Source organism: Harryflintia acetispora (genome assembly GCA_004340125.1).
GTDB lineage: Bacteria > Bacillota > Clostridia > Oscillospirales > Ruminococcaceae > Harryflintia > Harryflintia acetispora.
The window spans coordinates 122,475-139,161 of sequence record SLUK01000002.1 but is presented as its reverse complement, the minus strand read 5'-3'; the positions used below and the strand labels follow the sequence as shown (position 1 = coordinate 139,161).

Sequence of the window (16,687 nt, the reverse complement as noted above, 5' to 3'; positions counted from 1 at the left end):
AAAGAGACGGGAGTTTCCCGTCTCTTTTGCTATTTGTTTGTTTTTTATTCGTAACGCAGCGCCTCGATGGGATCGAGCTTTGCCGCCTTGTTGGCCGGATAGTAGCCGAAGAAGACGCCGATGGCCATCGAGAAACCGACCGCCACGAACACGGAGAGCAGCGACGGCCAGCCGGGCGAGCCCAGCAGCACCGATCCAAGCCTTCCGAGCGTGGTGCCGGTGAGCACCCCGATCACCCCGCCGATCATACAGATGATGATCGATTCGACGATGAACTGCACCCGGATCGCACTGTTCTTGGCGCCCAGCGCCTTGCGCGTGCCGATCTCGCGGGTACGCTCGGTCACCGAGACGAGCATGATGTTCATCACCCCGATCCCGCCCACCAGGAGCGAAATCGCCGCGATGACCGAGATCGCCAGCTTCATGGTGCCCATCATGCCGGTCATCTGCTGGATCATGCTGTCCATGTTCTGCGCATAGATTTCGACATATTTGTTGCCGCGGTAGAAGGTACGGTTAAAAAACTGCTCCGAGCGTTCGGCAAACTTTTGCACGTCGGTCACCTTGGACGTGCCCTTGACCTGTAGGGCGTAATAGCCATCCGGCACATCGTCCCCGGTCATCATCTTCTTGGCCACCCCCACGGGGATGAACATCTGGCGGGTGGTGTCGCCCGTCATGCTGGCCGCGAAGCCGGTCACCTCATAGTTATAGACCCCCACGATGGTGAAGGTGTACATCCCCTTGGAGACCCGCACCTTGACCTCCTGCCCCAGCGCCTGCTGCGGCGTCAGATTGGGGAAGAGCTTTTCGATCACCGCGCTGGAAACCACCGCCGCGTTCTTTTCCCCCTTGACCTCGCGCTCGTTGAGGTCGTGCCCGGCTACCACGTCGATATTCTGGATGGCCAGCGCCCCCGCATTGGTGCCGTAGATATAGACGTTTGACTCCCGCCTGCCCGCTGCGATCTGCCCGGGACCCACGCTGTCGGTGACCGCCCAGGCCGCAATCTCTTCGCTGAAGCGCTCGAGGTAGGCGTCGATCATCTCCTGGCTGATATAATCCTCATTGGCATAGGGACGGTTCCAGTCGGTGTTGCCATATTCGTCCGGCTTGTCGGAAATGTAGAGCTGGATGCTGTTGGCGCCCATGTCGTTGAAGACGCTCTCCACCGAGCCGGTCATCGCGTCGCCCACCGTGACGATGGCGATCACCGAGCCGATCCCGATGATGATCCCCAGCATGGTCAGCAGCGCGCGCATCTTATTGGAGCGCAGGCCGTTGATCGCCAGGGTGATATTCTCAAACAGCTGCACGCACTTCACCCCCCTGCTGGCGGCTGACGATCCGCCCGTCGCTGATGGTCACAATATGCTCGGTCTCGGCCGCCAGCTCGGGGTTATGGGTAATGAGCACGATGGTCTTGCCCTGCTCGCGGTGCAGCCGGTGGAACAGGTCCATCACCAGCCGTCCGGTGGCCGAATCCAGCGCGCCGGTCGGCTCGTCGGCCAAAATGATCGCCGGGTCGTTGGCCATCGCCCTCGCGATCGCGACGCGCTGCTTCTGCCCGCCCGACAGCTCGCTGGGCATATGCTTCATGCGGTCGCCCATCTCCACCAGTTCGAGCAGCTCCTTGGCGCGCCTTGCGCGCTCGCCGCCGGACATCCCGGCGTAGAGCATGGGCAGTTCGACGTTGCTCAGGGCGCTGGTGCGCGGGATCAGGTTGAAGGTCTGGAAAACGAACCCGATCTTGCGGTTACGGATGCTCGAAAGCTGGCTGTCCGGCACGTCCCGCATCTGCACCCCGTCGAGCACATAGTCTCCCTCGGTCGCCCTGTCCAGCGCCCCGATGATGTTCATCAGGGTGCTCTTGCCCGAACCGGATGCCCCCACGATGGAGAGGAATTCCCCCTTCTTTACCCGCAGGTCGATCCCGCGCAGGATCTCCAGCTCGTTGGGCTGCCCGATGTAAAAGCGCTTATAAATCCCCTTCATGTCGATGATTATATTTTCATCCTGGGGGGTCATGATCTCTTCTTCCATTGTTGTGGTCATTCCTTTCAGGAATTGTGCCGTTTTTGGCCCTGCCAAGGCGCAATTCTGTGAGTTTGAAAGATTTATCTTTCAAACTTAACCCTCCGCCATGGCGCCGGCCATATCGCCCGCCATGCCGCCCATCGCGGGCAGGACCATGATTTCCATACCGGGCGCGATCCCGGTCGGATCGGAGATGATCTGGTCGCCGTCCTTCAGCCCCTCGGCAGCGATCTCGACGTCGAAATCGGTCTCCATCCCGGTGGTGACCGGGACCGCCTCGGCGACGGTCTTGCCCGCCTGCTCCCCGGTGCCGGGGCGGGCGACATAGACGATGTCCTCCCCGCTTGCGCCCAGGGTCACCGCGTCATAGGGGACCGACCAGACGTCCTCTTTGCTGGCAGTGAGGATGTTTAGCCGCACGCTCATCCCGATGCGCAGCCCGGTGCCCTTGCTGGTCAGCTCCACGTCGGTCTCGAACTCCACGGTGCCGTCGGTCTTGGTGGTGCCGTCCGCCGCCTTGATCGCCGCGGGATAGATCCGCCGGACCGCGCCCTCGAACTCCTCTTCGCCGGTGGCGTCCGCCTTGATGGTGGCGCTCATCCCCTCCTGCACCGTGCCAATGTCGTACTCCTTGAGCGTGGTCTTGATCTGCAGCGCGTCGGTGTCCTCCACCACGAACATCAGCCCGTTGCCCGGCACGCCCTCCTTGGCGTAGACCGCCGTGACCGTGCCATTGATCGGGGAGGTAATCACCGAATCCTCCAAATCCCTTCTCAGCTTCTGCAGCTCGAGCTGCTCGGCGGTCAGGTCGGCCGCGATCTTGTTCCCCTCGATGGTATCCTCGTATCCCTCGAGCTCCTGGTTGGCCGCATTGATCGCCGCATCCCGCTGCCGCTTGGCGTTTTCATAGCGCATGCGCGCGTCGGAATAGGCGCGGTCCGCCTCATCCTTGAGCTTGCGCGCCTGCTTGACGGTAAGGGTATCCGAGTCGGAATCGCCGACGGTGTGGTCGTCCTTGGCGTCCTCATAGTCGTCCTTGGCGTCGTCATAGGCCTCCTGCGCGTTGTCGGCCGCCTTCTTGGCGGCCTTGAGCTCGGTCTCGGCGCTGATCAGGGCGCTGTTGAGGTCGTTTTTAATGTTGTCTTTCGCGTTGTTGTACTGCTTTTGGCTGACGTCGATGTTGTGCTCGTCGCCCGCCTGGGCCTTGGCGATCGACGCCTGCTGGCGCGCGATGTCCAGCTTGAGGTCCTCGGTGTCCATCTCGCAGAGCACGTCCCCTTCGCTGACGCGGTCCCCCACCGAGACATTGAGCCTGAGCACCGGGCTCTGCAGCTTGGTATATATGTACGAGGCGTCCGCGCTTTCCACCGTGCCGGAGGCGCTGATGACATTCTGCAGGCTCCCCTTTTGCAGCGGCGTCACGCTGACCGGCATGGCGGAGGATTTGCCCATCCCCATCACCTTGACGGCGGCAAAACCACCCACCGCAACCACCGCACAGAGGATCAGCACCGTTTTGAGCTTTGGCTTTTTAAACTTAAAATTCGGCTTTTTCAGGTTCAGTTTCATGTCGATTCTCCCTCTCTATTACAGGTCCGCCCGGGCCGTCCGATTTCTCTTCGTACTATCCGTATTATTTGTATTAACACTGTAGTACAATAATACAATCTCTACGCCAGTCTGTCAAGAGATTGTCAAAAGAAATATGTGAAATTTTTGAAAATATAAAACGGCGCTTTCCGGGGGCATACATCGGGAAGTGCTGAAAGCAGAGCTTTCAGCACTTCATAAAGGGCGCCAAAACGATTCCGCGTTTGAAGAAATTCTGTGCGCCCTTTGCGCTTGTCCCATTATATCGGATCACAGGGGGAAAGTATACTGGGAAGACTTAGGATTAAGAAAAATGTAAGATTCACCCTTTTCACATATTCTCCAACTGGGAGAGCCAAAGCCGAGCCGAAGCGTCGCTGGGCATGCGCCAGTCCCCCCTCGGGGAGAGGGTGACCGAGCCGACCTTCGGCGCGTCCGGCAGGCAGGAGCGCTTAAACTGCTGGGCGAAAAACCGCCGGTAAAACTCCTTGAGCCAACGCAGGATGGTTTCGCGCGGATACTTTTCTTTAAAGGCGCGGCAGGCCAGGCGCAGCACCTTTTGCGGCGCAAAACCCCAGCGGATGGCATAGTAGAGGAAGAAGTCATGCAGCTCGTAGGGCCCGACGAGCTCCTCGGTGCGCTGAACGATCCCCTCCCCGCCGCCGGGCAGCAGCTCGGGGCTGACCGGGGTGTCCAGGATGTCGCGCAGCACCTCCCCGGCCCTGCCGCCGATCCGGGCGGCCTCGTGCGCCACCAGATGGCGCACCAGGGTCTTGGGGACCGAGGCGTTCACCGCGTACATCGACATGTGGTCCCCGTTATAGGTCGCCCAGCCGAGCGCCAGCTCGGAGAGGTCCCCGGTGCCGATGACCAGTCCCCCCTGCTGGTTGGCGAGGTCCATCAGCACCTGGGTGCGCTCCCGCGCCTGGGCGTTTTCATAGGTCACGTCGCGGCGCTCCTCATCCTGTCCGATGTCGGCAAAATGACGGCGCACCGCCTGCGTGATCGGGATTTCGCGCAGCGGCACCCCGAGGCTTTCGCAGAGCGCATGCGCGTTTTGCAGCGTGCGCGCGCTGGTGCCAAAGCAGGGCATGGTCACCGCCCGCACGAAGGCGCGGGGCACGCCCATCCAGTCCGCCGCGCGCACCGCCACCAGCAGCGCCAAAGCGGAGTCCAGGCCCCCCGACAGGCCGAGCACCGCGCATTTGGCGCCGGTGTGCAGGAGGCGCTGACAGAGCCCCGCGCTCTGCAGGCGCAGGATGTCTTCGCAGTTGGCATGAAGCGCCGCCGGATCCTGTGGAATAAAGGGGAAGGGGCTGACCGGACGGGTGAGCGTGGTTTCGTGGAGCGGCAGAGAGAAGGGAATCCTAAGGTATCCCTCGTCCTGCCGCGCCGGGAAGGTGGTCAGCCTCCGCCGCTCGTAAGCGAGGCGGGAGACGTCCACCTCGCTTATGACCAGGCCGGTGGTAAAGCGCTCGCTCTCGGCGAGCACCGCCCCGTTCTCGGCGATCAGATTATGCCCGGCAAAGACCAGGTCGGTGGTGGATTCCCCCTCGCCCGCATCGGCATAGAGATAGCCGCAGCACAGCCGCGCCGACTGGCCGCCCACCAGCGCCCGGCGGTAATCCGCCTTGCCGACGGTCTCGTCGCTGGCCGACAGGTTGCAGATCATCAGCGCCCCCGCCGCACAGTGCCCGACCGAGGGCGGGGCGCAGGACCAGAGGTCCTCGCAGATTTCCACCCCGAAGCAGAAATCCTCCATCTCCTCGCAGCAGAAAAGCAGCCTGGGGCCGAAGGGCACCTGGCGCCCATCCAGGGAATAGCTTTTGTTCTCCCCGGACGAGGGAGTGAAGAGCCGTGCCTCGTAAAACTCGCCGTAATTGGGTAAAAACCGCTTCGGAACCAGCCCCAGCAATTCACCCCTGTGGCAGACGGCGGCGCAGTTATAGAGCTTGCCCGCCGCCTGCAGCGGCAGTCCGAGCACCAGGACCGTTTCCAGCTCCCGGGTTTCCCTTAGTACCCGGCGCAGGGCGTCAAGGGCGCCCCGCAGCAGGGTGTCCTGCAAAAAGAGGTCGCAGCAGGTATAAGCGCTGAGCACCAGCTCGGGCAGACATAGGAGCCTAACGTTTTGCTCATCCGCTTGTTTTGCCAGCGCGACCACCTGGCCCGCGTTATAATCGCAGTCCGCCACCCTGATTTTCGGCGTGCCGGCCGCCACCCTGATAAATCCGTCCTTCATGCCGCTCCCCCATTTCTCTTTTTTATTGCTGAGCATGAACGAAGCAATAAAAATGGCCATGACCGTAGGTCGGCCATAAGAATTGTAAAAATAGCGCGCAGCTGCTATTTTTAATAGTATCTACAGAATTTCTTTCAAAATTTCTCCGATGGCCCTCAACCTCTCCCCTCCCGCTCGCTTATTCTTCACAGATAAGTCTATGCCGTCTTGTCCTCCTCGAGGCCGGCATCTGAATATGAAGTCCCAGCGCCTCGAGCTGGGAGGGGTCCACCATCCCCGGCGCGCCGGTCAGCGGGCAGGAGGCGTCGCCCAATTTCGGGAAGGCGACGACCTCCCGCAGCGAGCGGGCCCCCAGCAGCAGCATGACCAGGCGGTCCAGCCCGAAGGCAAAGCCGCCGTGCGGCGGGGTGCCGTAGCGGAAGGCGTCCACCAGGAAACCGAAGCGTTCCTTGGTCTCCGCCTCTGAGAAGCCCAGCGCCTCGAACATCTTCTCCTGGATATCGGGGCGGTGGATGCGCATGCTCCCGCTGCCGAGCTCGACGCCGTTGAGCACCACATCGTAGGCCTGGGCGCGCACCCGTCCCGGCTCGCTGCACAGATACTGCACGTCCTCGGGATAAGGCATGGTAAAGGGATGATGAGTCGCCACATAGCGCCCCTCCTCCTCGGAGTACTCGAACTGCGGGAAGTCGGTGACGATCAAAAAGCAAAAATCCCCCTTTCGGCGCAGCGAAAGCATCCCGGCGAGGTCCAGCCGCAGCCCGCCCAGCGTGCGGCGCACAGTGGGAAGGCCGTCGGCGCAAAAGAGGATGAAATCCCCGGGAGCCGCCTCTACCCTCTCCAGCAGAGCGTCCATGTCATCCTTTGAAAAGTATTTGGTCAGCACCGAGTAGAGCTCCCCGTCCTGGCGCACGGCGATCCAGGCCATCCCCTTGGCGCCGTAGCCGAGGGCCTTGTCTGTCAGCGCCTCGATCTCGCCTCGGGTGAAATCCGCCTTGCCCTTGACGTTCAGTGCCCGCACGCAGCCCCCCGACCTTGCCGCCTGAGAAAACACCGAGAAGCCGCATTTTGCTGCGATGTCGCTGACATCCACGATCGGCAGCCCGAAGCGCAGGTCCGGCTTGTCGCTGCCGTAGCGGTCCATCGCCTCCTGCCAGGTGATGCGCGGGAAGGGCGCAGGGAAATCCAGCCCCATCGTCTCCTTCATAATGTGCTTAAAAAGCCGCTCGAGATGGAGCAGGATGTCCTCCTGGTCCACGAAGGAGAGCTCCATGTCCACCTGGGTGAACTCCGGCTGCCGGTCGGCGCGCAGGTCCTCGTCCCGGAAGCAGCGCGCGAACTGATAGTATTTGTCGATCCCGCCCACCATCAGAAGCTGCTTAAAGATCTGCGGCGACTGGGGCAGGGCGTAGAACTCGCCCGGATGGACCCTCGAAGGCACCAGATAATCCCGGGCCCCCTCGGGGGTGGATTTGGTGAGCATGGGGGTCTCGACCGAGAGGAAGCCCTCCCGGTCCAGGTAGTCCTCCACCACCCGGGCGACCCGGTGGCGAAAGCGCAGGTTTCTTAGCATCTCGGGCCGGCGCAAGTCCAAAAAGCGGTAGCGCAGCCGCAGCTCCTCCCGCACGTTATTACTGTCGTCCAGCTGAAAGGGCAGCGTTCCGGCCTCGCTGAGCACCTCGAGAGAATCCGCCGCCAGCTCGATGGTCCCGGTGGCAAGTTTCGGGTTATAGGTCTCCTCGTCCCGCTCCCGGATCATTCCGCTCATAATTGCGACCGTCTCGTTCTTGAGCCCCTCGGCCGTATGGAAATCGGTCTGGGTGAGGTTCCTTGCATCGCAGACCACCTGTAAGATTCCCTCCCGGTCCCGCAGGTCCAGAAAGATTACCCCGCCCATGTCCCGTTTGGCGCTGATCCAACCCGCCACCGTCACGGTGCGGCCCAGATCGCTTTCGCACAGCACTCCGCAATAATCGGTCCGTTTCATCAAAAACTCCTCCTTTATCAGGTCCCGCAAAACCAAAAAGGCCTTTCGTCCCACACAAATTGGGACGAAAGGCCTTCCTTCCGCGGTACCACCCAAATAGGCTCCCCAAAGGGAAACCCACTCTTTCACACTATGGCTGGCGGCTGTAACGCGCCGCCCCGCGTCTGAGCCTACTTGGGCAACATTTGCCTCCCGTTCGGTCAGCGGCTCCGGGATGTTCTTCCCCCAAAGGCACAGGCGCCGGTTTTCAGCTACCCCGGCTCTCTGCCGCCCCTTCCTTTGGGCTACTCTTCCCATCAATGCCATTTTCATCATTGTAAGCGTAAAGCGCTACGGACTTAATCCGCAGCGCCCTTGCTGTTTGTTGTGATTGATTATATTCTGCCCGGCCCATCTTGTCAAGCGGTGATTGCCGGCAGGAAGAATCTTCATCACAAACGCCCGGTTCCGTTTTGTTATTCCCCGCCGTTTTTAGGAATATTCACCACACTTCCCGCGTTTAGTCAATATATCAAAGTCAATATATCGGTTCATATTCCGTTCATATGAGAACGCTAGAATAAGGGATGGAGGTGGTGTTTGCATGACATTTTGGCGGGACAGCCAGACAGCGGCAGCGGCCTGCATCCTCGCCCTGCTTTGTGAGGATGGGACCCGCATATACCTGCCAAGCAGGGCGATGCAAGAGAGGCTGAACCTGGAGAGCGAACCATTCGACCAGGCGCTGCAGCAGCTTCTGTCCTCGGGCGCGCTCGAGGGGTGCGAGTGGCCCTATGAGGGGATGGCCCTGCCCCATTACCGGATCACCGGAATCGGACGGTCGCTGCTGCAAGGCTATCGGGAGCAATGGCGCCGGGACCGCGAGGAATTGGATCAACTCCTGCTGTCAAGCGGATTCTCCACTTCTGTAAAGTAAAATGGCATTACAGATTTAGCGCGTCAGTTTTGCACGGTATCCGATCCCCCGCACCGTGACGAGCTGGAACTCCTGGCGGTACTTGAAGCGGGCGCGCAGCCGCTTGATATGTACATCCACCGTGCGCTCGTCCACGCCTGTGTCCAGCCCCCACAGCTCGTCGAGCAGCTGGCGGCGGGTGAAGGTCTGCCCGGGCGATGACAGCAGCTTAAAAAGCAGCTCGAATTCCCTTTTGGGGAGCTTCATGTTCCGGTCGGGCGTGGAAACCGTCAAGGTATCGTAGTCCGCAGCCAGTTCGCCGATCTGTAGCTTGTGGCGGCTGGCCGCGCCCGCGCGGCGCAGCAGCGCCGATACCCGCAGGAGCAGCTCCTCCATCTCAACAGGCTTTGGCATGCAGTCGTCCGCGCCCGCCAGAAAACACGCCCGTTTCTGTTCGAGCGAGTTTTCCCCAGCCAGCAGGAGGATGGGCAGCGAAAACTGAGCGGCGCGCAGCTCCCGTGTGATGGTGCAGCCATCCTTCCCGGGCAGCGCCGCCTCGCAGACAAGCAGGTCGATATGAAAATTGTCCAGCAAAAAGTAAACCTTTTCTCCGTCCTGGGCGGGAAAGCAATGATAGCCCCCGTCCTCGAGACTCTCATAGAGGCGCTTCGCTAAGGTTTCGTCCCCCGTTGCCGCCAAAACCGTAAACATTGCCGTTCCCCTCTTTCTCCCCCAAACGCTCAGTGTTCGGCCCGTATTTTGACATGATGCAGCCCGTCGTGCGTAGGCTGGGGTGCGGGCTGCGCCTGCTCATGCCGGGTCGCCTCGGCCAGCCTTTCTATGATCTGAGACAGGGCTTCGCAGTCCTGTTCTCCGAGCTGGCGATGCATTTCGTCATCCCATTCCTTGAGAATTTCCCGGACCGCGCTGGTCACCGCCCTGCCCGCCGGGGTGAGATAGAGCAGGATGATCCTCCGGTCGCTCCTGCTCCCCCGCTTCATCACGAAGCCCCGCTCCCCGAGCGCGCGCAGCTTGCGGTTGACCGCCGCGCGGTCCATCTGCACCGCCGCTTCCACGTCGCCGACCCTACAGCCGCCGTGAGCCCCGATATAGGCCAGGAACTGATACCCCGCCTCATCCAAGCCGTGGGAGAAGAGGTACTCGTCCACCCGCCGCTGCAGGTAATATTCCAGCTGGAAAAGCTCCTTATAAATCGAGTTGTTATTTCCTTCCATTTTTATACCCACCCTCATGACAGGAGAAAAGCCCGACCCTGGAGAGTAGGTCGGGCTTATCGTTATTTGCTTTATGGCAGAGGAGGAAATTCCAATAAACCTCTCATGCCCGAAAGCCAATGGAACAATCGCTTACTTGGAAGCCTTCTTGAACGCAACAGCGCCAGCAGCTACCAGGGAGACGACCGCCATGGCAGCGGCAGCGCCGACCATGTCGTTAGCGCCGGTGCCCGGGTTGGTCTTGTCGCCATCGGTGGGCTCTTCGGTCTCTTCATCAGAAGAGGTCTCGCCGTCCTTGGAGATGGTGCCTTCCTCGTACTCTTCCTCAGCCACGATGTAGGTGCCGAGAACCTTGGTCTCGAACGCCCAGCCGTCGCTCTCATACTCAGCGTCAACCTTGGTCACGTCGCCGGTCTTCTTGTTGTACTCGTAGAGCACAGAGCCGGAGTCAGCGTCGATGATGACTTTGACCTTGGAAGCAAACTTCGGATTAGCAATGAAGTCATAGCAGTCAACGTCAACGTCGCCGAAGAAATCAACGATCTCATCGATGTCGTCGTCAACCAGTCTCATGTTCTCGTAATCGGTGCCGTAGTTGCCCTTGAAGTACACATCAACATAGTCGTTGGCACGGATTCTGGACTCGTCGCCGATCACTTCGTCGAAGTTGTAAACAACACCGTTGGTCTTGCTGTTGGTGTAATTGGTGTCTTCCTCAAATTCCTGGATGCGGGAGTAGGCAACACCCTCGTCCAGCTTAACGGTGATGGTGATGTCCTTCTCGGCAGAAGCGCCCTTGGCAAGCAGACCGCCAGTCTTATCCGCATCGCCGATGGTCAGGTCAACCTCAACCTCGTAGTCCTCGAACTCGAAGGTGCGCAGGCCAGCGTTGCCCTTCAGGGTCAACACAGGGGATTTGTATTCCTTACCGTTTTTGTCGGTATAGGTAAGACCATCGTTCTTCTTTACCTTGGCAGTCACGTTCTTGGTGTTGACGTGAACGTCGATGTCAGTGATTCTCAGGTCACCGTCAGGCTCGATTACGATCTCAGCCTCGTTACCTGCGTCTTCCACATCGGTGCCGGCATCATCGGGCCCATAGGTCACGAGGTAGGGGGCGCCGGTCTCATAGGTGGCGTTGTCAGAATCCTTGTCAACGACGAGGGAGTAAGCATAGGAACCCTTTTTGGTTTTGCTGATAACGTTGTTGGCGGCGAACGCTACGGAAGCGGTGCCGAGAACCATCGCAGCAGCAAGCACTGAAGCCAGTACTTTTTTCATTGTGTTTCTCCTCTTTTCTTTAAAATCAAAACTGGTGTGGGATCTCTCCACTAAGTTTCATCCCTTACCGTGATTTCATTATAGAAAAGATTACAAAATGGTGAAACAAAAATAAAAAGCCTTATATGAAACGATTTATTTCTTAATCTATAACAAAATTTTACTTTTATGTCAAACTGATGTATTCTATATTTTAATATTTCTTATTTATTAATTATTTATTTCCATTATGAATAATCAATGAATCAAAAGGTTTGAAATGATTTCCTCTCTGTCACTGGAACTATAGACAAATTACAATTTTGTCTCAAAATTCCGGGACTGGACAAAGCCTTCCTCCTGCTATACAATAAATATTGGACAACAACGTTAGAGGAGGAATCGGGCATGCCAAAGGTGACGCTCGGAAGCACCGGGATCACGGTCGATAAAAACGGGTTCGGCGCGCTGCCGATCCAGCGCATCTCCAAGGAGGAGGCCGCATATCTGCTGCAAAAGGCTTACAGGGGCGGGATGACCTTCTTCGACACCGCCCGCAGCTATACCGACAGCGAGGAGAAGATCGGACTGGCCCTCTCGGAGGAGCGCGACGGATTCTATCTCGCCACCAAGACCCCGGCGCTCACGGCCGAAGGCTTTTGGAATGACCTCGACACCAGCCTGCGGCTGCTGAAGACCGACCACGTCGACATCCTCCAATTCCATAACCCGCCGTTCTGCCCCAAGCCGGGCGACGGCAGCGGGCTTTATGAGGCCATGCGAAAGGCCAAGGAGCTGGGAAAGGTACGGCATATCGGGATCACCAACCACCGCCTGAACGTCGCCAGGGAAGCGGTGGAATCCGGGCTTTACGAGACGCTGCAATTCCCCTTTTCCTATCTTGCCAGTGAGCGGGAGCTCGAGCTGGTGCGGCTCTGCAAGGAGAAAAACGTCGGCTTCATCGCGATGAAGGCCCTTTCGGGAGGGCTGATCACCAGCAGCGCGGCGGCCTACGCCTTCCTCGCCCGGTTCGACAACGTCCTCCCCATCTGGGGGGTGCAGCGCGAAAGCGAGCTCGACGAATTCCTCTCCTATATTGGGAATCCCCCCGCCATGACCGGAGAGCTCTCGGCCATCATCGAGAAGGACCGCAGTGAGCTGCTGGGCGAGTTCTGCCGCGGCTGCGGCTACTGCCTGCCCTGCCCCGCCAAAATCGACATCCCCACCAGCGCGCGGATGTCCTTAATGATCCGGCGCTCCCCCAGCGCGCAATGGCTGACCGATGAATGGCAGGAAAAAATGTCGCGGATCGATGCGTGTATCGGCTGTAACCACTGTGCGCAGCACTGCCCCTATGGATTGGATACCCCCAATCTGCTGCGGCGCAACTACGAGGACTACAAGACCTTCCTGAAATAAAAAAAGCAGGGCCGCCGGCAATCGCCGGCGGCCCTGCTTTTTTTATTTACATTATAACGCCTTGAGCTTCTTGGCCATCATATCCTGGTTGGCGCTATAAGTGAGTGCGTCCCGCTCGGAGATGATCCCCCTGCGGTAAAGCTCCAGCAGGCTCTGGTCCATCGAGAGCATCCCCTCCCCGGCCGAGGAGTAGATGACCGAATCGATCTGATGGACCTTCGACTCTCGGATCATATTGCGGATGGCCCCGTTGACCAGCATGACCTCGAAGGCCGGGACCACCTTGCCGTCCACGGTGGGGATCAACTGCTGGGAAACCACCGCCTGCAGCACCATTGCCAGCTGTACCCGGATCTGGTGCTGCTGGTTGGGCGGGAAGGCGTCGATGATCCGGTCGATGGTGTTCGCCACCCCGATGGTGTGCAGGGTGGAGAAGATCAGGTGCCCGGTCTCGGCCGCCGTCATCGCCACATTGATGGTCTCGTAATCCCGCATCTCCCCGAGCAGGATCACATCCGGAGACTGGCGCAGCGCGGCGCGCAGGGCCTTGACGTAGCTTTCGGTGTCGGTCATGACCTCCCGCTGGCTGACGATACTCTTCTTATGAAGGTGCAGGTACTCCAGCGGGTCCTCCAGCGTGATGACATGCGCACTGCGGGTGCGGTTGATCACGTCGATGATGCACGCCAGGGTGGTGGATTTCCCGCTCCCGGCCGGGCCGGTCACCAGCACCAGCCCCTTTGAGCGCCCAGCGAGCCCGAGCACCACGTCGGGGATACACAACTCCTTCGGGTCGGGCAGCTCAAAGGTCACCACCCGGATCACCGCGGCCAACGAGCCGCGCTGCTTATAGGCGCTCACCCGGAAGCGGGAGACGCCGGGGATCGAGAAGGAGAAGTCGTCATCCCCTCCCTTGGTCACCGACGCAATGTCCCGGTTGTGGGCCAGCGTGTAGATTTCCTTCACCAGCTGCTCGGTATGCTCCGGGCGCAGCTTCTCTTCATCCACCCGCTGGATGTTCCCGCTGATCTTAAAGGACACCGGCAGGCCCGCCACGATAAAGACGTCCGAGGCCTTGCGCCCGACCGCCTCCTTTAGAATCTGTGTCACGTCCATCTGCTTTTCCATCCCTTCGCTCAGCCGAGTTCGCCCGGCCAGAGGCTCATCGGCTCCTCTTCCTGCCACTGGGCCGTATTTACTGTCTTCCAGCCGGTCAGCCGGTACCCGCCCGTAGCGGGGATTGTCAGCGAGACCTGCAGCTGCTGGTTTTCCCCGGCCGCAACCTGATAGGAAACGGCCAGCCCGTCGTCATCCTGCAAGGCGTCCACCCCATCGATGGTGGCGAGCAGCCCGGCGCAGGTTTGCAGATATCCCTCCCCGGGCGGGACGGATTTCAGTGCTTCGCCGATCTGGGCCAGCAGCTCCTCGGCGCGCGCGTCCGCCTCATAATAGGCGCTCACCGTCTCGGCCGTCTTCTCGCTCAGGCGCGCATCCGCCTGCGCCGAGACCAGCGAAAGGGTGGCGAAGGTGGTCAGGCAGAGCAGCACAAAAATGAGCAGGATCGAGGAAGCCCCGACCCCCAGGCCCATCTGCGTCCTTTTTTTCATTCCGGCCCCCTCCTTTCCCCGCCTATGGCTGGTATTTCTTCACCTCTAAGGCGTAAAGGGGATCCACTTGCCCCTCTTTGGAAACCGTGATCTGTGCAGCGGCGGGCGTACCGCCCTGTGGCGAGAGGACCAGCCGGTATTCCCCCTCCTGATCCGTCCTGGACCAGTCGTGACCATAGTCGAGCACCAGCGTATCTCCCTCCTGCCGCGCGCCGAGCAGCGAAGCGAGCTGGCGCAAATCGTCTGGCGAAGCCTTGAAACACTCGGCGGCGCTCTGCGCCTCGGTGAGTGCCTGGCTCAAATCCCGGCTGTGCAGGCTGGTGAGATGCGCCTCGGCGAAGAGACGCACACAGACCGCGCTGGCCAGCGCGAAAAAGAGGATGGCAAAGATCAGCTCGAACAAAAAGAGCCCGGACTTTGCGTGCCTGTGCTTCATCCCTTCACCTCCCGTCTTCATTCGTTCCCTTTGCCGCAGCGGGGACAGAGCCGTATCTCGGCGCTGCCCCCCTCCCCGTCGCGGGAGGTAAAGGTCAGCATGCCGTTTTGATCCTGCTCCATCTCAAAGCCGGCGAGCTGCACTATCGGCTGCCCGTCGGCGGGCGCGGCGTCTGCGTCCGCGCGGGTAAACAGCTCACGCAGCCAGCCGTCGTCATAATAAATCCAGGTCTGATAGCTCCCCGAATCAAAGGGCTGCTCGAGCACCAGCGCGGGGACCCCATCGAGCGTGCCGATGTGTATTTCGCCCGCCCCGTCGTTTTGGCGCACCTTCTGCGAAACATAGCTCAGCGAGGTGCGCAGGGCATAGTTTTCATTCATCCCCCGCACCGTGCCCTGGTAGACGTTCGCCCCGATGATCACCACGATCAGGGAGGTGGCGGCAAAGGCGCAAAAGAGCGCGATGGTAAAGAGAAAATCCACCATATGCCCGCCCAAGGCGGCATGTTTGCGCATAGGAGCGCCCCCTTCCCTGCTAAGTTATTCCCCGTCTCTCGGGATCACCGTGATGTCCGGCATAATGTTGGAGGCAAAGCAGCGGTAATCCACGACGAAGTCCTGTGTATCGACGGTCAGCCCGTAGTGCTCCTCGAGATACGAAAGGCTTTGCGGATACATCCCCTCGCTCGCATAACAGTGCACCGCCGCGCGCACCACAGCCTCCTTGGTGGTGCGCAGCCGCTCGCTCTCGGTGAGGGCCGAAACCGACTGCAGCCCGTACCCGAACAGCCCGAGCAGCAAAGAGAAGGCCAGCACCGGCAAAAGGACATGAAGCCATCCGGGACGGTTCTTCCCCGCTTTGTCAAACCGGTTCATCTGTCCGGCACCCCCTTCCCGCAAATTTCAAAGATTGCCCGGTCAGCCGATCGAGGACATGATTCCCATCAGCGGCAGCATGACCGAGAGGAGCACCATCCCCACGATCACCGAGAGGATGGCCACCAGCGTCGGCTCGAGCACCGAGACCAGCGAGGCAATCTGCGCGTCGATCTCCTCCTCATACCGGTCGGCCAGCTTCCCCATCACCGTATCCGCCGAGCCGGTCTTGAAGCCGACCGCCACCATCCGCGCATAGATGCCGCCAAAAAGCCCGGCCTCGCCCAGCGCCTGGGAAAACGATTCGCCCGCGGCGATCCGCTCCTGGCAGCGCGCGATTTTTAGGCCGGTACGCTCGTTGTCCACCAGCCGCTTGGCCATCTCGAGCGACTGGTCGGTGTCCAGCCCGCTGGAGAGCATGAGGGCCATCGCGGCGGCGAACCGTCCCGAGGCAATCTTGGCGCGCAGCTTGCGGGTGAGGAAAAAGGAATCTAAAAACCGGTCGAGCATCCGCCGGCCCCCTTCGGTGCGGCGCAGCAGCCAGAAGAGCAGCCCCAGCAGCACCAACACGCCCAAAATCAGCGCCGAATAGCGGCCGATCAGGCTGCCCAGCGCCATTACGCTGCGCGCGAAGGCGGACATCTCGCTGCCCAGCTGCTCGAACACCTGGGCAAAGACCGGCAGCACCTTGATGAGCAGCACCCCGATCACCAGCACCATCATCGCGATCATGATCAGCGGGTAGGTCACCGCGGTGCGCACGCCGCTCGCGATGTCCTCCTCCCGCTGGTAATATTCGCACAGGGAGTCCATCACCTCGTCCAACCGCCCGGACTGGGTGCCGATCTCCACCATGTCCACCATATACTTGGGAAAGCGGCCGCTTTGGAGCAGCGCCGCATGCAGCGGCTCGCCCCGCCCGACCGTTTCGAGCAGGCCGGACACAATTTTTTTGCCCTCCTCGTTTTCCATCTCCCCCTGCATGATGGCAAGCCCCTCTTCCACCGGGATGCCCGATTTGAGGATCACGGAAATCTGGGCGCAGAAGGCCGAAATTTCCCTGGAGGTTAATTTCTTTTCACGCGGCACTTGTCCCCGCCTCCC

General features: G+C 60.1%; 16 protein-coding genes and 1 other annotated feature. Of the genes, 2 read left to right on the top strand and 14 right to left on the bottom strand.

Annotated elements, in window-relative coordinates; translation table 11 throughout:
• Positions 1-44 precede the first annotated feature (44 nt).
• From EDD78_RS03295 to aspS, 5 genes are all read right to left on the bottom strand, one after another.
• Entirely contained in the window at positions 45-1,319 is a 1,275-nt protein-coding gene (locus EDD78_RS03295) for an ABC transporter permease (protein ID WP_079699458.1), read from the bottom strand.
• A complete protein-coding gene (locus EDD78_RS03290; RefSeq protein WP_079699459.1) occupies positions 1,306-2,046 on the bottom strand; it encodes an ABC transporter ATP-binding protein in 741 nt (246 codons plus the stop codon). The genes EDD78_RS03295 and EDD78_RS03290 overlap by 14 nt, the downstream gene beginning before the upstream one ends.
• Before the next feature lie 87 nt (positions 2,047-2,133).
• Positions 2,134-3,609 carry an efflux RND transporter periplasmic adaptor subunit gene (locus EDD78_RS03285; RefSeq protein ID WP_079699460.1) on the bottom strand — a complete coding sequence of 492 codons (1,476 nt, stop codon included), beginning with the start codon at positions 3,607-3,609 and terminating at the stop codon, positions 2,134-2,136.
• A 352-nt stretch (positions 3,610-3,961) separates the two neighbouring features.
• Positions 3,962-5,869: an NAD(+) synthase gene (locus EDD78_RS03280; RefSeq protein WP_132083951.1), complete on the bottom strand. Its 1,908-nt coding sequence runs from the start codon at positions 5,867-5,869 to the stop codon at positions 3,962-3,964.
• Between the two features lie 178 nt (positions 5,870-6,047).
• On the bottom strand, positions 6,048-7,856 hold the full coding sequence (aspS, locus tag EDD78_RS03275) for an aspartate--tRNA ligase (RefSeq protein WP_132083950.1): 1,809 nt from the start codon (positions 7,854-7,856) through the stop codon (positions 6,048-6,050).
• A 57-nt stretch (positions 7,857-7,913) separates the two neighbouring features.
• Positions 7,914-8,165 (bottom strand) — a binding site (T-box leader).
• 274 nt (positions 8,166-8,439) lie between these two features.
• Between aspS and EDD78_RS03270 the strand changes: the two genes are divergently transcribed.
• The gene (locus tag EDD78_RS03270; RefSeq protein WP_132083949.1) at positions 8,440-8,772 is read left to right on the top strand and encodes a hypothetical protein; all 333 of its coding nucleotides are present in this window, start codon (positions 8,440-8,442) and stop codon (positions 8,770-8,772) included.
• 15 nt (positions 8,773-8,787) lie between these two features.
• Here EDD78_RS03270 and EDD78_RS03265 read toward each other — a convergent pair whose 3' ends face one another.
• From EDD78_RS03265 to EDD78_RS03255, 3 genes are all read right to left on the bottom strand, one after another.
• Positions 8,788-9,462, bottom strand: a complete 675-nt coding sequence (locus EDD78_RS03265) for a response regulator transcription factor (protein WP_079699463.1) — start codon at positions 9,460-9,462, stop codon at positions 8,788-8,790.
• A gap of 29 nt (positions 9,463-9,491) precedes the next feature.
• Positions 9,492-9,986, bottom strand: a complete 495-nt coding sequence (locus EDD78_RS03260) for a MarR family winged helix-turn-helix transcriptional regulator (protein WP_165873091.1) — start codon at positions 9,984-9,986, stop codon at positions 9,492-9,494.
• Between the two features lie 132 nt (positions 9,987-10,118).
• On the bottom strand, positions 10,119-11,267 hold the full coding sequence (locus tag EDD78_RS03255; protein WP_132083947.1) for an acid shock protein: 1,149 nt from the start codon (positions 11,265-11,267) through the stop codon (positions 10,119-10,121).
• Between the two features lie 387 nt (positions 11,268-11,654).
• On the opposite strand from EDD78_RS03255, the gene EDD78_RS03250 reads away from it, so the two are divergent.
• Positions 11,655-12,665 (top strand): aldo/keto reductase, encoded by a 1,011-nt coding sequence (locus EDD78_RS03250; RefSeq protein ID WP_132083946.1) that lies wholly within the window; start codon positions 11,655-11,657, stop codon positions 12,663-12,665.
• Positions 12,666-12,716: 51 nt separating this feature from the next.
• Here EDD78_RS03250 and EDD78_RS03245 read toward each other — a convergent pair whose 3' ends face one another.
• Genes EDD78_RS03245 through EDD78_RS03220 form a run of 6 tightly spaced genes read right to left on the bottom strand, consistent with a single transcriptional unit; the run spans position 12,717 to position 16,672 of the window.
• Positions 12,717-13,781, bottom strand: coding sequence for a type IV pilus twitching motility protein PilT (locus EDD78_RS03245; RefSeq protein ID WP_132084120.1), 1,065 nt, complete (start codon positions 13,779-13,781; stop codon positions 12,717-12,719).
• 20 nt (positions 13,782-13,801) lie between these two features.
• Positions 13,802-14,272, bottom strand: coding sequence for a hypothetical protein (locus EDD78_RS03240; RefSeq protein WP_132083945.1), 471 nt, complete (start codon positions 14,270-14,272; stop codon positions 13,802-13,804).
• 22 nt (positions 14,273-14,294) lie between these two features.
• A complete protein-coding gene (locus EDD78_RS03235; RefSeq protein ID WP_132083944.1) occupies positions 14,295-14,708 on the bottom strand; it encodes a hypothetical protein in 414 nt (137 codons plus the stop codon).
• Positions 14,709-14,725: 17 nt separating this feature from the next.
• A complete protein-coding gene (locus EDD78_RS03230) occupies positions 14,726-15,223 on the bottom strand; it encodes a DUF4860 domain-containing protein (protein ID WP_079699469.1) in 498 nt (165 codons plus the stop codon).
• A 24-nt stretch (positions 15,224-15,247) separates the two neighbouring features.
• Positions 15,248-15,583, bottom strand: a complete 336-nt coding sequence (locus EDD78_RS03225; protein WP_079699470.1) for a hypothetical protein — start codon at positions 15,581-15,583, stop codon at positions 15,248-15,250.
• A gap of 42 nt (positions 15,584-15,625) precedes the next feature.
• The gene (locus EDD78_RS03220; protein ID WP_132083943.1) at positions 15,626-16,672 is read right to left on the bottom strand and encodes a type II secretion system F family protein; all 1,047 of its coding nucleotides are present in this window, start codon (positions 16,670-16,672) and stop codon (positions 15,626-15,628) included.
• Positions 16,673-16,687 lie beyond the last annotated feature (15 nt).

Bases quoted from the DNA above. Each gene is read 5' to 3' on its own strand.
- EDD78_RS03270 (WP_132083949.1), top strand. From the start codon at position 8,440: ATGACATTTTGGCGGGACAGCCAGACAGCGGCAGCGGCCTGCATCCTC.
- EDD78_RS03255 (WP_132083947.1), bottom strand. From the start codon at position 11,267: ATGAAAAAAGTACTGGCTTCAGTGCTTGCTGCTGCGATGGTTCTCGGC.
- EDD78_RS03235 (WP_132083944.1), bottom strand. From the start codon at position 14,708: ATGAAGCACAGGCACGCAAAGTCCGGGCTCTTTTTGTTCGAGCTGATC.
- aspS (WP_132083950.1), bottom strand. From the start codon at position 7,856: ATGAAACGGACCGATTATTGCGGAGTGCTGTGCGAAAGCGATCTGGGC.
- EDD78_RS03290 (WP_079699459.1), bottom strand. From the start codon at position 2,046: ATGGAAGAAGAGATCATGACCCCCCAGGATGAAAATATAATCATCGAC.
- EDD78_RS03225 (WP_079699470.1), bottom strand. From the start codon at position 15,583: ATGAACCGGTTTGACAAAGCGGGGAAGAACCGTCCCGGATGGCTTCAT.
- EDD78_RS03285 (WP_079699460.1), bottom strand. From the start codon at position 3,609: ATGAAACTGAACCTGAAAAAGCCGAATTTTAAGTTTAAAAAGCCAAAG.
- EDD78_RS03265 (WP_079699463.1), bottom strand. From the start codon at position 9,462: ATGTTTACGGTTTTGGCGGCAACGGGGGACGAAACCTTAGCGAAGCGC.
- EDD78_RS03240 (WP_132083945.1), bottom strand. From the start codon at position 14,272: ATGAAAAAAAGGACGCAGATGGGCCTGGGGGTCGGGGCTTCCTCGATC.
- EDD78_RS03230 (WP_079699469.1), bottom strand. From the start codon at position 15,223: ATGCGCAAACATGCCGCCTTGGGCGGGCATATGGTGGATTTTCTCTTT.
- EDD78_RS03245 (WP_132084120.1), bottom strand. From the start codon at position 13,781: ATGGACGTGACACAGATTCTAAAGGAGGCGGTCGGGCGCAAGGCCTCG.
- EDD78_RS03280 (WP_132083951.1), bottom strand. From the start codon at position 5,869: ATGAAGGACGGATTTATCAGGGTGGCGGCCGGCACGCCGAAAATCAGG.
- EDD78_RS03260 (WP_165873091.1), bottom strand. From the start codon at position 9,986: ATGGAAGGAAATAACAACTCGATTTATAAGGAGCTTTTCCAGCTGGAA.
- EDD78_RS03250 (WP_132083946.1), top strand. From the start codon at position 11,655: ATGCCAAAGGTGACGCTCGGAAGCACCGGGATCACGGTCGATAAAAAC.